The 13,836-nt window shown below is 64.2% G+C and carries 13 protein-coding genes and 1 pseudogene; 6 read left to right on the forward strand and 8 right to left on the reverse strand.

Going from position 1 to position 13,836, the window contains the following annotated elements:
• Positions 1-30: 30 nt before the first annotated feature.
• A complete protein-coding gene (locus tag ABRP30_RS08570; RefSeq protein ID WP_349974559.1) occupies positions 31-1,314 on the reverse strand; it encodes an arsenic transporter in 1,284 nt (427 codons plus the stop codon).
• A gap of 239 nt (positions 1,315-1,553) precedes the next feature.
• Here ABRP30_RS08570 and ABRP30_RS08575 point away from each other — a divergent pair, with 239 nt between their 5' ends.
• The 4 genes from ABRP30_RS08575 to ABRP30_RS08590 all read left to right on the forward strand — a co-directional run bounded on the left by ABRP30_RS08575 (position 1,554) and on the right by ABRP30_RS08590 (position 6,060).
• On the forward strand, positions 1,554-3,794 hold the full coding sequence (locus ABRP30_RS08575; protein ID WP_267822345.1) for a TonB-dependent siderophore receptor: 2,241 nt from the start codon (positions 1,554-1,556) through the stop codon (positions 3,792-3,794).
• 126 nt (positions 3,795-3,920) lie between these two features.
• The gene (locus ABRP30_RS08580) at positions 3,921-4,208 is read left to right on the forward strand and encodes an iron transporter (RefSeq protein WP_267822347.1); all 288 of its coding nucleotides are present in this window, start codon (positions 3,921-3,923) and stop codon (positions 4,206-4,208) included.
• Positions 4,205-5,731, forward strand: coding sequence for a PepSY-associated TM helix domain-containing protein (locus ABRP30_RS08585; protein WP_349974558.1), 1,527 nt, complete (start codon positions 4,205-4,207; stop codon positions 5,729-5,731). The genes ABRP30_RS08580 and ABRP30_RS08585 overlap by 4 nt, the downstream gene beginning before the upstream one ends.
• On the forward strand, positions 5,728-6,060 hold the full coding sequence (locus tag ABRP30_RS08590) for a DUF3325 domain-containing protein (RefSeq protein WP_241803203.1): 333 nt from the start codon (positions 5,728-5,730) through the stop codon (positions 6,058-6,060). The genes ABRP30_RS08585 and ABRP30_RS08590 overlap by 4 nt, the downstream gene beginning before the upstream one ends.
• A 227-nt stretch (positions 6,061-6,287) precedes the next feature.
• Here the strand turns inward: ABRP30_RS08590 and ABRP30_RS08595 are convergent, their stop codons facing one another.
• Positions 6,288-6,887 (reverse strand): biliverdin-producing heme oxygenase, encoded by a 600-nt coding sequence (locus tag ABRP30_RS08595; protein WP_349974557.1) that lies wholly within the window; start codon positions 6,885-6,887, stop codon positions 6,288-6,290.
• A gap of 141 nt (positions 6,888-7,028) precedes the next feature.
• Here ABRP30_RS08595 and ABRP30_RS08600 point away from each other — a divergent pair, with 141 nt between their 5' ends.
• The gene (locus tag ABRP30_RS08600) at positions 7,029-7,568 is read left to right on the forward strand and encodes a histidine phosphatase family protein (RefSeq protein WP_349974555.1); all 540 of its coding nucleotides are present in this window, start codon (positions 7,029-7,031) and stop codon (positions 7,566-7,568) included.
• Positions 7,569-7,624: 56 nt separating this feature from the next.
• On the opposite strand, the gene ABRP30_RS08605 is transcribed toward ABRP30_RS08600, so the two are convergent.
• The 4 genes and pseudogenes from ABRP30_RS08605 to ABRP30_RS08620 all read right to left on the reverse strand — a co-directional run bounded on the left by ABRP30_RS08605 (position 7,625) and on the right by ABRP30_RS08620 (position 11,469).
• The gene (locus ABRP30_RS08605) at positions 7,625-8,410 is read right to left on the reverse strand and encodes a sulfite exporter TauE/SafE family protein (RefSeq protein WP_241803206.1); all 786 of its coding nucleotides are present in this window, start codon (positions 8,408-8,410) and stop codon (positions 7,625-7,627) included.
• A 160-nt stretch (positions 8,411-8,570) separates the two neighbouring features.
• The gene (locus tag ABRP30_RS08610; protein WP_372490481.1) at positions 8,571-9,311 is read right to left on the reverse strand and encodes a methyl-accepting chemotaxis protein; all 741 of its coding nucleotides are present in this window, start codon (positions 9,309-9,311) and stop codon (positions 8,571-8,573) included.
• Positions 9,312-9,473: 162 nt separating this feature from the next.
• Positions 9,474-10,451, reverse strand: a pseudogene (gene mcpA, locus ABRP30_RS08615) (methyl-accepting chemotaxis protein McpA); the annotation flags it as partial.
• Between the two features lie 139 nt (positions 10,452-10,590).
• Entirely contained in the window at positions 10,591-11,469 is an 879-nt protein-coding gene (locus ABRP30_RS08620) for a LysR family transcriptional regulator (RefSeq protein ID WP_349974552.1), read from the reverse strand.
• Positions 11,470-11,571: 102 nt separating this feature from the next.
• On the opposite strand from ABRP30_RS08620, the gene ABRP30_RS08625 reads away from it, so the two are divergent.
• On the forward strand, positions 11,572-12,000 hold the full coding sequence (locus ABRP30_RS08625) for a PACE efflux transporter (RefSeq protein WP_349974550.1): 429 nt from the start codon (positions 11,572-11,574) through the stop codon (positions 11,998-12,000).
• A 14-nt stretch (positions 12,001-12,014) separates the two neighbouring features.
• Here ABRP30_RS08625 and ABRP30_RS08630 read toward each other — a convergent pair whose 3' ends face one another.
• Both ABRP30_RS08630 and ABRP30_RS08635 read right to left on the reverse strand, forming a co-directional pair.
• Positions 12,015-13,073: a hypothetical protein gene (locus ABRP30_RS08630; RefSeq protein ID WP_267822362.1), complete on the reverse strand. Its 1,059-nt coding sequence runs from the start codon at positions 13,071-13,073 to the stop codon at positions 12,015-12,017.
• A 75-nt stretch (positions 13,074-13,148) separates the two neighbouring features.
• A complete protein-coding gene (locus tag ABRP30_RS08635; RefSeq protein ID WP_349974548.1) occupies positions 13,149-13,829 on the reverse strand; it encodes a GntR family transcriptional regulator in 681 nt (226 codons plus the stop codon).
• Positions 13,830-13,836 lie beyond the last annotated feature (7 nt).

The following is a 13,836-nucleotide window of genomic DNA, read 5'->3' on the forward strand; positions in this document are numbered from 1 at the left end:
ACCTGGTCAGGATAGACGGCGACAGCGTTTTCACAGGCTCAGGCGCAACGCCAACGCTGCCAAGGTCACCAGTAGCACCGGCACCGTCAACAGCACCCCTACCTTGAAGTAATACCCCCAGCCGATGCTCACGCCCTTGCGCGCCAGCACATGCAGCCACAACAGCGTAGCCAGGCTGCCGATCGGGGTGATCTTCGGCCCCAGGTCGCAGCCGATCACGTTGGCATAGATCATCGCCTCGCGCACCACACCCTGCGCCTCGCTGGCCTCGATCGACAGCGCGCCGATCAACACGCTGGGCAGGTTGTTCATGACCGACGACAGCAGCGCCGCAATCAGGCCGGTCCCCAGCGAGGCTGCCCACAGCCCTTGCCCCGCCAGCCAGCTCAACAGGTTGCCGAGCGAGTCGGTGAGGCCAGCATTGCGCAAGCCGTAGACCACCAGGTACATCCCCAACGAAAACACCACGATCTGCCACGGTGCCTCGCGCAGCACGCGGCGGGTGGAGATCACATGGCCGCGGGCGGCGACGGCGAACAGTACCGCTGCGCAGGCTGCGGCCACGGCACTGACCGGGATCCCCATGGGCTCGAGCACGAACAGGCTGGCCAGCAATGCCAGCAGCACCGCCCAGCCGACACGGAACGTTGCCCGGTCGCGCACGGCCATGGCCGGCACCTTGAGGTCTTCGGTGGCGTAGCGCAGCGGAATGTCGCGGCGAAAATACAGCCACAGCACCAGCAGCGTGGCTGCCACGGCCACCAGGTTCACCGGCACCATCACCGAGGCATAGGCGTTGAACCCCAGGTCGAAGTAGTCCGCCGAGACGATGTTCACCAGGTTGGACACCACCAGCGGCAGGCTGGCGGTGTCGGCGATGAAGCCTGCACCCATGACGAAGGCCAGGGTCGCCGCTGGGGAGAAGCGCAGCGCCAGCAACATCGACATGACGATCGGGGTAAGGATCAGCGCCGCGCCGTCGTTGGCGAACAGCGCCGATACCGCCGCGCCCAGCAGCACCATGAAGGCAAACAGCCGGCGCCCGTCCCCGCGGGCCCAGCGCGCCACATGCAACGCCGCCCATTCGAAAAAGCCCGCTTCGTCCAGCAGCAGGCTGATGACGATGAGGGCGATGAAGGTGGCGGTGGCGTTCCAGATGATGGCCCAGACCGTGGGGATGTCATGCAGCGATACCACGCCGAACACCAGGACCAGCACGGCGCCGAGCGTGGCGCTCCAGCCAACCCCCAGGCCTTTGGGCTGCCAGATGACCAGGGTGAGGGTGAGCAGGAAGATCAAAGCGGCTGGGAGCATGGAAACGCTGTCTCGTCTCATGGCGGGGCAGAAGTGACTGTACACGGGCTGATGACGCGTAGGAAAAGTTCCGGTGCAAACATGTAAGTTTCGTAAATAAGATTTAAACCCATTTGAGAATCACTATATTTACCAACCCTGTTGGCCCCCGAACAGTGTTTGCGAGGCCGGTGGGCGTGGGCCCTCCGGCTTCCTGGCAGGGATGTGCCCTTCGCTTACCCATCGCAGGAGATGTGTCAATGCAGTGCAGAACTTCACCCAACAGCCTGGCCCTGGCGTTCGTCGCGTTGGCGTCACCGGCCATGATGGCGAGCGCCGCCGAGACAGTGGAGCGCAGACCTGGTGAGGTAGTGGAGATGCCGGTGGCGGACGACGCATTGGTGATCCAGGACACCCTGGTCACTGCAGAACGCGAAGCGCGTCAGGCGCTGGGTTCGTCGATCATCACTGAAGAAGACATCAAGCGTCGCCCGCCGGCCAATGACTTGTCCGACATCATCCGTCGTGAGCCGGGGGTCAACTTGACTGGCAACAGCGCCAGTGGTGCGCGTGGCAACAACAGGCAGATCGACCTGCGCGGCATGGGCCCGGAAAACACCCTGATCCTCATCGATGGCAAGCCGTCCAGCGCACGCAACGCGGTGCGCTACGGCTGGAACGGCGACCGCGACACCCGCGGCGAAACCAACTGGGTGCCGGCCGAGGCGGTCGAGCGCATCGAAATCCTGCGCGGCCCGGCGGCGGCGCGCTACGGCTCGGGTGCGATGGGCGGGGTGGTCAACATCATCACCAAGCGGCCCACCGAGGCGTTCAAGGGCAGCCTCAACCTGTTCACGCAAATGCCCGAGGACAGCGCCGAGGGTGCCAGCCGTCGTGCCAACTTCAACCTCAGCGGCGGGCTTACCGACAACCTCGGTTTCCGTTTGTACGGTGGCCTGGCCAAGACCGACGCCGATGACCTGGACATCAACGCCGACCACGCCAACAGCGCGTTGGTCGCCGGCCGTGAGGGCGTGCGCAACAAGGACATCAACGGCCTGCTGAGCTGGAGGCTCAACGACGAGCACCGCCTGGAAGCCAGCGCCGGTTACAGCCGCCAGGGCAACCTCTATGCCGGCGACACCATGAACAGCAACGGCGGCAGCAATGTCGACCTGATCTCCAGCCTGTATGGCCACGAGACCAACGTCATGCAGCGCAACACCTATGACTTGACCCACCTGGGCGATTTCAGCTGGGGCACCAGCAAGACTAGCCTGGCTTACGAGTACGTGCGCAACTGGCGCCTGAACGAAGGGCTGGCCGGTGGCCCTGAGGGTGCGATCAACGACAGCGGTGCAGCCATGTCGCGGCTGCGCAACACTCGCCTGAGCAGCGAGGTGAACCTGCCGTTGGCCTTGGGCAATACCGAACATGTGCTGACCCTGGGCGGCGAATATCTTTATGAATCGCTCAACGACCAGGGCTCGTTCCGCCCGCAGAGCTTCGACCCCAGCGGCGGTGGCAGTGACGTCATCAGTGGCTTCGACCGCAGCGACTCGAAGATGACCGCCAAGAGCTACGCGCTGTTCGTCGAGGACAACATCGTGCTGGGCGACACCACCGTCACCCCGGGCTTGCGCTTCGACCACCACGAAACCTTTGGCGACAACTTCAGCCCCAGCCTCAACCTGTCGCACAAGCTGACCGATGCGCTGTCGGTCAAGGGCGGTATCGCACGGGCCTACAAGGTGCCGAACCTGTATCAGTCCAACCCCAATTACCTGCTCTACAGCCGCGGCAACGGCTGCAGCATTCAGCAGAGCAACTCCGGGGGCTGCTACCTGCAGGGCAATGCCGACCTCAAGCCGGAAATCAGCGTCAACAAGGAAATCGGCCTGTTGTATGACCGCGGCACCTGGCGTACCAGCGCGACGTATTTCCGCAACGATTACAAGAACAAGATCATCGGTGATACCGATGTGCTCTACACCATCAACAGCGGCCGCCGTGTGACTCAGTGGGAGAATGCTGGCGAGGCGCGGGTGGAAGGCATCGAGGGCAACCTGTTCGTCGAACTGACGCCGGTGCTCGACTGGAACACCAACCTGACCTGGATGCTCGACAACGACAACCGTGAGACGGGCGAGCCGCTGTCGGTGATCCCCGAGTACACGCTCAACAGCACCCTGGACTGGCGCGCCACCGACAAGCTTTCGTTCCAGCTGGCCGGCACCTACTACGGCAAGCAGAAGTCGCCGACCTACAACTACCGCACCGAGGAAGACTACGACGCCGAGGCGCAGCAGGATGTCGAGGCCTACGGGCTGGTGGATGTCAGCGCCGGGTACAAGTTCAACGCCAACTATGACGTGCGGGTGGGCGTGAACAACGTGTTCGACAAGCAGATCTATCGCGGTGGCAATGCCAGCAGCTCGGGCGCCAACACCTATAACCAGCCGGGGCGTGCGCTGTTCGCTTCCCTGAATATCTCGTTCTGATGCTGAGGCCGCACTGCGGCCCATTCTCGGCGCAAGCCCGCTTCTCCAGATACCCCACTGGCACAACGCAAGTGGATTGAATGGGGGGGCGGGCTTGCCTCGATGCGACTACCAGGAAATGTGCCAATGAACAATAAACCCGCCTGGCTGCTGATCCTCTCGCGCAGCAGCGCCGCGCTGGTCGGCGGCTACGCACTCACCTATGCCGCCAGCGCCTGCCTGGCCCGGCTGTTGCCCCTGTCCCCCGCCGATGCGGTCATCGTCGCGACCCTGCCGGCCTTCGTCTTCTACACCGCAGTCATCCTTTGGGCCTTCGCCAGCCGTGACGCGGTGCGTGCCTGGCTACCGCTGGCCTTGGCTGCACCCTTGGCGTTGATCGGCTTCTGGCCCCAGGTACTGGAGTGGCTGGCATGAAGAACACGTTCACCCAATCGATGGCCTGGCTGCACACCTGGGGTGGGCTGGTTGTCGGCTGGCTATTGTTCGCCATCTTCGTCACCGGCACCCTGGCGGTGTTCGACAAAGAGCTCAACCACTGGATGCAGCCGGAAATCCCGGCCAATGCAGTGACCCAGGCCGATGCCGCGCAGCGCGCCATTGCCTACCTGCAGGCCCATGAACCGCAGGCCGGCAACTGGGGCATCAGCCTGCCCACCGATCGCTCGCCCGGGCTGCGTGTGTCTACCGGGGAGCGGCGCCATGGCGGTGGCGTACAGCTCGACCCGCAGACCGGCGAGGCCATCGCGGTACGCGACAGCGTTGGCGGCAACTTCTTTTTCCGCTTCCACTTCACCCTCGACCTGCCGCGCAACTGGGGCATTTTCGTGGTCGGTGCATTGGCGCTGGTGATGTTGGCGGCGCTGGTCACCGGCATTGTCATCCACAAGAAGATCTTCAAGGAGTTCTTCACGTTCCGGCCGAACAAGGGCCAGCGCTCCTGGCTGGACTTTCACAACGCCAGTGCCGTGCTGTTGCTGCCATTCCACCTGATGATCACCTACACCGGGCTGGTGATCTTCATGCTCATCTACATTCCTGCAGGTGTCGATGCGCTGTTCGCCGGGGACAACCGGGCCTACTTCAAGGCCCAGGGCAACGCCCGCCTGGAGCAGCCGAGGGCCTTGGCCAGGCAGCCCGCGGCGCTGGTCGATGTGGTGCCGCTGCTGGCCCAGGCGCAGGCACGGTTGGGGCCCATAGCCGGTTTCAATATCCGCAACCCCAATACCGCTGGGGCGCGTATCGAGATTCGCCCTGAGCTGGGTAATCGCATCGCGCTGTCGAAGGGGCAGGCCATGGTATTCGATGGTGTCAGCGGTCAGCTGCTCAGCGATGTGACTGAGTGGCGCGCGGCTCCCCTGACCCAGCGGGTCATGGTCGGCCTGCATTTTGCCCAGTTTGGCGGATACCCGATGCGTTGGTTGTACTTCGTGTGTGGGGTCATCAGCTGCGTGATGATCGCCAGTGGCCTGGTGCTGTTTTGCGTGAAGCGTGGGCGTAAGTACGCCAGCACCAGCGCGCAGTTGTCGGCGCGGCGTTGGTACCGGGTTGCCGAGGTGTGCAATGTCGGTTTCGTCACCGGTTTGCTGCTGGCCTGTGTCGGCTTGCTGTGGGCCAGCCGCCTGCTGCCGGTCGAGCTGGTACAGCGCGAGGCCTGGGAGGTGCGGGCATTCTTTGGTACATGGCTGCTGGCGCTGCTGCATGCGGGTATCAGGCCTGCGCGCCGGGCGTGGGTGGAGCAACTGGGGCTGACGGCACTGCTGTGCATGGGCCTTGGGCTGTTCGGTGGGCTGGGGGATGCCTTGCGCTTGGGCGTGGTGGCTTGCGCAATGGTGCTGGGGGTGTTGCTCGGTGTGGTGGCGTGGCGCGTGCAGCAAGGCGGGCGAATGCTGCATGCACCCAGGGCCAGGGCAGGGCGCAGCGTGGAGGCAGGCGCATGATGATGTTGATCGCGGGCGGCGCGCTGTTCGCCTATGCCGGTATGCTTGGCCTTTGCCAAGGCCTGGAACGGCACTATAAACAGGTATGGCAGCGGCCTTGCCCGCGGCCACTGCGCAGGGTGCTGCGTGGCGCTGGCTGGCTGGCACTGATGATCAGCCTGCTGCTGTGCGCCCAGGTCTGGGGCTGGGCCATGGCGCCGGTAGCCTGGTTGGCGATGATGTCGCTCGGTGCAATGCTGCTGGTCGTGCAGTTGCCGTATTGGCCGCGGCTGGCGGTTGGGCTTGCAGGGCTGGTGCCAGTGTGGGGGCTGCTGCACCTGTTTACCTGAGCAGGCCCTATCGCCGGCAAGCCGGCTTCCACATGGATTTGCGCCGGCTTTTAGCAATTGGGCAGGACCGTTGCTTGCACAGGTAAAGCGCAGGCCTGAAGAACGGCGCGGTCGTGGTGGGAGCCGGCTTGCCGGCGATTGGGCTGCGCAGCAGCCCCCATAGCAGAGCTGTAATAGCCCGAGCGCTCGACGGGACCAGCGATCACCGGTGAAACCGGGCCCATGCTTCAGCCAGGTATCTGGCCAAGCACGTTGCGTTGCTCAAGCCAGCGCTCGAAGCTCTGGAATGTTTCGATGGCCGCCTGCACGGTGGCGGCCTGCGCTGCAGGTGCGCTCGACGCCTGGCCAAGGCGGTCGAGGAAGCGGCGCCAGTAGTCGCCGGTCCGCGCACCGTATACATCGAAAAAGGCTGTGCCGTTGGCCGGGCCGAGCCCCAGGCGTTCCGCCATCGCCCTTTTCAGTACCTGGCCGCCCAGGGTGGAGCCCTCCAGAACGTACATCACACCCAGCGCACCGGCCTCATCTTTGATACCCGGCAACGCCTTACACAGGGGCAGGGCGTCGATGTCAGCGGCGCTCAGATGCAGGGCTTGCAGGTCCAGCGTGAGCGCGGGTGTCTTGGCCCTCACCGGTTCCTGGTAGTCGCCCAGGCGAGCTTCGAGGGGCGCGTGGAACCCATAGTAGGCTTGCAGGAGCCGGCTGTAGGCCGCGGCATCGAAGCTCGCTGCAAAGAATGGCAGGCGTGCTTCGAGCGACTTGTGGCAATCGCGGGTGCCCTCGCGCAGGGCTAGCAGCAACGGGCTGGGTGAGGAGGGACTGGCTGGCATTCGGCTCGACTCTAGTGGCATTTCGCCTAATTTGGACTGACCATCGTAACGCAGTGTTCCTCCCCAGCCGCGACATTGTTGCGGAAAAAATAACCTCGGCGTGCTAAACCATTCGGCCGTCCTCCAAGAAGAAGCCAACTGGTGAAAGCCGTACACCTGACCTTGATCTGTCATGCCCTGACAACGGCGCAGAAGACCGGGCACCTGCACGGCCCCGACGACGGCATTCTGCCGATGCTCGCCCAACCGTTCGCCGTGGCGCCTGAAACGCGCATCCTCACCGCGCCGGAGCGGCGTGCGAGGGAAACGGCGGACGGGTTTTCGGCACTGGCGCAGGTCGAGCCGGCATTGGCCGATTGCGACCTGGGACGCTGGCAGGGGCTGGCATTGAAGCGGTTGCAGGTTGAGCACCCGCAGGCGCTGGCGTTGTGGCTGGACGACCCGCACAGTGCGCCACATGGTGGTGAGTCGTTCGGCGAGTTGTGCCAGCGCATGGCGGGGTGGCTGGCGGCCTTCGATGAGCCGGGCGAGTGGGTGGCGGTGACGCATCCCATGGTCATTCGCGCGGTACTGGTGCAGGTGCTGGGTTGCCCCTTGGCGGCCCATCGGCAGATGGATGTGCTGCCTTTGTCACGTGTGCAGCTGAGCTTTACCGGAAGCTGGCGCTTGCGGCTGGGGTGATTCCGGCTTGCAATGGCCTGCACAACGGCCAACCCAGCTCACCGCAAAACCTTGCCTCAGAACGCCAGCTTGTACCCGATCAGCAACAGCATGCCCGCCAGGCAGGGCCGCAGCACGCGGTCGGAGATCTTCCCGGTGAGGTGGCTGCCCAGGTAGATGCCAGGCAACGAGCCCAGCAGCAGGTAGCCCAGCAGCGACCAGTCCATGTTGCCCATGCCCGCGTGGCCCAGGCCTGCGACCAGGGTCAACGGCACCGCGTGGGCGATCTCGGTGCCCACCAGGCGCCGGGTGACCAGGAACGGGTAGAGCAGGAACAGCGCCACGGTGCCCAAGGCACCCGCACCGATCGAGGTCAGGGTGACCATGACACCCAGCACCACGCCGGTGAGTACGGTAAGGATGTTGAGGCTGCGGTCGCTGAGTTGGTAATGGTCACCGGCATGGCGGTTGGCGAACGCTTGCAGGCGCGATTTGAACAGGATCGCCAGTGCAGTGAGGATCAACACCACCGCCAGGCCCTGCTTGATGATGGCATTGAGCGCCGAAGTGTCGGTGTGCAGGGTGCTCAGGAACCACAGGGTCAGCGCTGCGGCCGGGACGCTGCCCATGCTGAGCAGGCCGGTGATTTTCCAGTCGATGTTCTTGTTGCGGCTGTGCACCCAGACGCCACTGGCCTTGGTGATGGCGGCGTACAGCAGGTCAGTGCCCACGGCAGTGGCCGGGCTGATGCCAAACCACAGCAGGATAGGCGTCATCAGCGAACCGCCACCGACGCCGGTCATGCCGACGATGAACCCCACAACCAGCCCGGCTATGGTGAAACCGAAAGAACCTACATCCATACGCTACTCGACTGCCCAGCTTTGCCCGTGATCGGATGGGTGCCAGCATATAGGTAGTTTATATAGCCAAATAGACTTGTTCGTTATTAGGTTATAACCGCTGGCCTTCTACGCCGGCCCGCTCGCCCCCTGCATGAGACGAGCCTGCCGGCGTGTCACCTCAGATGCGGAAGCTGCCCACCAGTTGCTTCAAACGCCCAGCCTGCTGCGCCAGCGCATCGCAATGCTGCAACGTCTGGTTGAGGTTCTCCACCCCTTGCTGGTTCAGCGCATTGATCTGGGTGATGTCCAGGTTCAGGCTCTCGACCACGGCGGTCTGCTCTTCGGTCGCAGTGGCCACCGACTGGTTCATACCATCGATTTCGCCGATGCGCTGGGTCACGCTGGTCAGGCGTACACCGGCCTGGTTGGCGACCTGCACGGTCTGTTCGCTGGACACCTGGCTGGTGTTCATGGTGTGCACCGCCTCGCGGGAGCCGACCTGCAGGCTGGTGATCATGCGGTGGATCTCTTCTGCCGATTCCTGGGTGCGGTGCGCCAGGTTGCGCACCTCATCGGCGACCACGGCAAACCCACGCCCGGCTTCTCCTGCACGGGCCGCTTCGATCGCGGCGTTGAGCGCCAGCAGGTTGGTCTGCTGGGAAATGCCCTTGATCACGTCGAGGATCTTGCCGATTTCGTCGGTGCTGGCATTGAGCGTTTCGATCTGCTCGCACGACTCGCTGATGCGCTGCGACAGGGCGGTCATGGCGTTGATCGCTTCTTCCACCACTTCGCGCCCGCCATTGGCCTGTTCGCTGGCACCACTGGCGTGTTGCGAGGCGTGCGCAGCATTGCGTGCGATTTCCTGAGTGGCGGCACCCAGCTGGTTGATGGCCGCAGCGACACTGTTGGTGCGCATGCTCTGTTCTTCGGAACCGATGATCGATGCATTGGAGGCGTTGACCACCTTTTCCGACAGGTCGTGCACCAGCCGCGTAGCCGACGACACTTCGCTGATCGAGGCGTGAATGCGTTCTACGAAGCGGTTGAACGAGGTGGCCAGTTCGCCGAACTCGTCCTTGCGCGGTACCTCAAGGCGGCGGGTCAGGTCGCCTTCACCTTCGGCGATGTCGCGCATGGCGCGGCCCATGGTGGTCAGTGGGCGCATCAGCACCGGGATCAGCAAGCCCAGCAGCCCGGCGATGGCCGCCACGGCAATGACCATGGCGATGATCGCTGAGGTGCGGAAATGGCTTAAGGCGGCGTAGGCCTTGTCCTTGTCGATCGACAGGCCGATATACCACTGGGCAGACGGCAAGCCCGCCACCGGGGCAAAGGAGATCAACCGCTGCTGGCCATCGAGGGTGACATCCTGCAGGCCGGCCGCCACGCGCAGGCCCGAGCCTGGGTAGATGTCGTTGAGGTTCTTCATCACCTGGTCTTTGTCGGGGCTGACGATCACCTGGCCGCTGCTGTCGGCGAGGAAGGCGTGGCCGATGCCGCCGAAGTCGACCGAGTTGATGATCTGCACCAAGGTATCGAGGGTCAGGTCGCCGCCGACCACCCCGAGCATTTCGCCGTTACGCTTCACCGGCGTGGCGATGGTCACCATCAGGCCACCGACCGCGCCCTGGTAAGGGGCGGTGAGCACGGTCTGCCCGGCGCTGGCCGCGGCGCCGTACCATGGGCGCTGGCGTGGGTCGTAGCCGGCCGGCATTTGGGCGTCGGGGCGCTGGGTGAACACACCATTGGCCTGGCCCAGGTAGGTGAACAGGAAATTTTTCGTGTACGACGGCTGCTCGATCAGCCCAGCCAGGGTATCGCCCGCCCCTTGTTCAGCGATGTCCTGGGCCAGGTTCTCCAGCACCAGGATGCGCCCGCTCATCCAGTTCTGCACGCTGCTGGCAGTCAGCGCACCGGACTGCTGCATCGACGACTCGATGTTCTGGGTGATGGTCTTGCGTTGCAGGTAGTCGTTGTAAAGCGTGAACAGGGCAAAAGCCAGCACCACGATGCCGCATGCGCTGAGGAGGATCTTGTGGCGAAATTTCAGGTTCATGTTTCGAGACCTTGAGCCATGGAGGGAAGGGCACTGCACGCTTTTGGCGCGATGGGCCTGTCCACTCTGCTATCGGCAAATCCCACAAAAATTGAAGCACTTACGTCACTAGGCTGAGGCGATTTCGACGGACGGTGCGCTAGCATTTGGCTAGCTGTTCGATCAGCAAACGCGCCGCCTGGCGCAGCGGTTGCTGCCTGCGCCAGAAGGCATGAATCGGCAACTGTAGTTCGTTGCGGGTATTTGCAAATCGCAGACGTACCAGGCGCCCGTCAGCGATCAGCGGCGCCACCCTGGCCAATGGCAAATCGCCCCAGCCCAGGCCTGCTTCGACCATTTGTACGGCGAAGTCGAAACTGTCGGTGGACCAGTGCGTGGCACCGATCAGCGCGCGCGGGTCGGCCAGCGGCAGGTCGCGGCTGCGCACCAGGATCTGGCGCACGTTGATCAGGTCTTCCAGGTAGCGGATGCGCCCGTCGCGCAGTGCCGGGTGCGCGGGTGACAGGGTGGCAACCAGCGACTCCGTACCAATGTGCTGGAACCCCCGGCTGGCATCGACGTGCAGGCCAGCGAAGGCCAGGCATAGGTCGGCACGGCCGCTGTCGAGCAACTGCAGTGCGTCTTCCTGTGGGGCACTGAGCAGCCGGATGTCCAGCAGCGGGTAGCGCTCGCCAAGCCTCGCGATGGCGGCAAACAGCGGCCGTTGATCTATGTCCGGGACCACGGCGAGGGTCAGGCTGCTCTCCAGCCCTTGCGACAACTCCAGTGCGTGCACCTGCAATAGCCCCAGTTGCTCGGCGATCAGCCTGGCGTGTGGCTCTAGCGCCACAGCCTGAGCGGTAGGACGAACCTCGCGCGGGCCGCGCTCGAACAGCGAGTAGCCCAGTTCGGCTTCAAGGTTACCGATGGCCATGCTGACGGCAGAGGGTACCCGGCCAAGGGTGCGCGCCGCTGCGGAAAACGAACCCCGATCGAGCACGGCGAGGAACAGCTGGATATTGTCACTGGAAAAATTCATGTCGGCCTCCTATCAGTGAATCTGAAAGCTCCCGACTTTGTCTGTCAATATATTTGAAGCATTCTTGCGTCCTTCGCTTGATACCCAATGAGGTAAACCCCGGTGCAGGGATTGAAACGCAAACTGGTCTACGTGACGTTCTACGAGCTGATTGGCTTGTGCATGTCGACGTTGGGGCTGGCTTACTTGTCCGATACCCAGGCTTCGCATACTGGGCCGCTGGCGGTGATGATCACCACCATCGCCATGCTCTGGAACCTGATTTACAACAGCCTGTTCGAGTATTGGGAGAGCCGCCAGGCCAAGCGCGGCCGCAGCGTGGCGCGGCGGGTGGTGCATGCTGTCGGCTTCCAGCTGACCCTGGTGGTGTACCTGATCCCGCTGATCGCCTGGTGGCTGGGCATGAGTCTGGTCCAGGCGTTCCTGGTGGACCTTGCGTTCATCATCCTGGTGCCCTGCTACACCTTTGCCTACAACTGGGGGTTTGACCGGATCTTCGGTTTGCCGGCATCGACCATGGCCACCGCCTGAGGGTGTCGGTGCCGCTATGGCGGCAGGCGAATCAACAAGGGTTCCTGGCGCGCAGGGGGTTGCGGTTGCACTGCCTGCTGCACGGGCCGCGGCGCACTGGCCAGCAAGCTGTCCTCGACCTGCCCTGACAGGTAGTACACCCCCGCCATGGCGCCGCTCTGGCGGTTCTCCATCAGCTCTTGCCATTCCTGATTGAGCGCCACGTTGAGGATCACCCGCAATTGCTCGACCATCTCCGGGTGATCGCGGTCGTGAGTGATCATGCCGTAGCCGGCGGCCGCCACCGAGATCATCGCCCCGGCCACCTTGCCCACCGCACTGGCCACTGCGCTGGCAATGCCGCGTGGGGCCAGGGTGGCGCCAAGCTTCTCGCTGGCGCGGGTCGCCACCGACGACAGGCCGATGTCGGTCTGCCCCGGGCCTTTGGCCGCTTGCTGGTGCAGGTGGTCGCGCAGGGCGAGCCAGGCGGGTTGCTGATCGAGCGGCTTGGCCTTGAGCAATTGATAAAGGCTGGCATTGCGCGCCGGCGGCGGCCCCAGGGCAATGGCCGGGATTCGGTTCAGGCGCTGGCTGAGCTGGTCGGGCGGGGCGTTGTAGCGCTGGATGATGGCTGGCAGTTGCTGGCCGAACAGCTGCACGTACAATTCGCAGGCGCGGTCGCGGATGACTTCGGGGTTGATCTGCTCGGCCACCGGCTCGATCACCCGCTTCTGGTACTGCTCCTGCAGGTACAGGGCCAGGCGTTTTTCCGCAGGCTCGCGGCCCTCGCCACTGTTGAGCTTGTACCAGGCGACCTTGAGGGTCAGCCATTGCTGGGTCCAGTAACCGGTGAACCAGGGAATGAAGTCGCTTTCGGTACGTTGCTGTACCTGTTCTTTCCACACTCGCATCGAGCGCCGTGCATAGTCGTTGGCCGAGCCAGCAGCGCCTACCGAGGCATCGATCAGTTCCTGGTCAATCCGTTGCCAGGCGGCGGGTGTGAGCACGGCGGGCGGCGGGGCAGGCGGACGCTTGCCGGCGCAGCCGCCGAGGGCGAGCAGAAGGCAGAGCAGCACGAGGATACGTGGGTTCACACGACCGCCTCCCGGGTTTCGAGGCTAGGTGGTTAACCGAGTATAGGGCCGGCGATCGGCTGCGCCTGCGTCCTGTCAGGCCAGGTCTAGTTTTTCTTCCAGGCGGTCCAGGTGCTCGCCCATCAGCGCGAGCGCCGCTGCAGCGTTACCGGCCTCCACGGCATCGATGATCGCTGCGTGCTCTTGCCAGGCACAGTGCTCGCAGCAGGGTGATTCGTAGTGGGCGATGATCAGTGACGTCATCGGCACCAGGCCGTTGAGAAAGCGTGCCAGCGGTGCGTTGGCGGCCACCTGGGCAAGCTTGAGGTGGAACTCGCCGCCCAGGCGGATCGCTGCACAACGTTCGCCACGTTCGTGGTGCTGGCGCTCACGCTCCACCAGCGAACGCAATTGGCGGATCTGCGCCGGCCGCGCGCGTTGCGCCGCCAGGCTGATCAGGGTGGTTTCGGCCAAGCGGCGGGCGCTCAGTACCTGGCGCGCCTGGTGCGGGTCGGGGGCGGCCAGGTGCGCGGTGTGGCTGGGGCGCTGCACCACCACCTGCTGGTCCGAGAGGCGCCCCAGCACCCGGCGAATTACCGTGCGGCTGACGCCGAAGGCGTTGCCCAGTGCCTGCTCGGGCAGCAGGCTGCCGGGCGGCAGGCGCTGCTCGAGAATCGCGTCGAACAGGCGGGGGTAGATCTGCTCGGCCGACAGCCGGGTTTCGCCGGCGGCGAGCAGGGCAGGCAGGTGGCGGGCGGCTTGGGCGCAGGCGGTCATGGTCGCT

Origin of the sequence: Pseudomonas sp. WHRI 8519 (assembly GCF_040224055.2) — a bacterium.
GTDB lineage: Bacteria > Pseudomonadota > Gammaproteobacteria > Pseudomonadales > Pseudomonadaceae > Aquipseudomonas > Aquipseudomonas putida_X.

What these genes read in the sequence shown, in the direction of transcription:
- ABRP30_RS08620 (WP_349974552.1), bottom strand. Translation starts at nt 11,469, where the DNA reads ATGAATTTTTCCAGTGACAATATCCAGCTGTTCCTCGCCGTGCTCGAT.
- ABRP30_RS08585 (WP_349974558.1), top strand. Translation starts at nt 4,205, where the DNA reads ATGAAGAACACGTTCACCCAATCGATGGCCTGGCTGCACACCTGGGGT.
- ABRP30_RS08570 (WP_349974559.1), bottom strand. Translation starts at nt 1,314, where the DNA reads ATGCTCCCAGCCGCTTTGATCTTCCTGCTCACCCTCACCCTGGTCATC.
- ABRP30_RS08590 (WP_241803203.1), top strand. Translation starts at nt 5,728, where the DNA reads ATGATGATGTTGATCGCGGGCGGCGCGCTGTTCGCCTATGCCGGTATG.
- ABRP30_RS08595 (WP_349974557.1), bottom strand. Translation starts at nt 6,887, where the DNA reads ATGCCAGCCAGTCCCTCCTCACCCAGCCCGTTGCTGCTAGCCCTGCGC.
- ABRP30_RS08635 (WP_349974548.1), bottom strand. Translation starts at nt 13,829, where the DNA reads ATGACCGCCTGCGCCCAAGCCGCCCGCCACCTGCCTGCCCTGCTCGCC.
- ABRP30_RS08605 (WP_241803206.1), bottom strand. Translation starts at nt 8,410, where the DNA reads ATGGATGTAGGTTCTTTCGGTTTCACCATAGCCGGGCTGGTTGTGGGG.
- ABRP30_RS08580 (WP_267822347.1), top strand. Translation starts at nt 3,921, where the DNA reads ATGAACAATAAACCCGCCTGGCTGCTGATCCTCTCGCGCAGCAGCGCC.
- ABRP30_RS08610 (WP_372490481.1), bottom strand. Translation starts at nt 9,311, where the DNA reads ATGCGCACCAACAGTGTCGCTGCGGCCATCAACCAGCTGGGTGCCGCC.
- ABRP30_RS08575 (WP_267822345.1), top strand. Translation starts at nt 1,554, where the DNA reads ATGCAGTGCAGAACTTCACCCAACAGCCTGGCCCTGGCGTTCGTCGCG.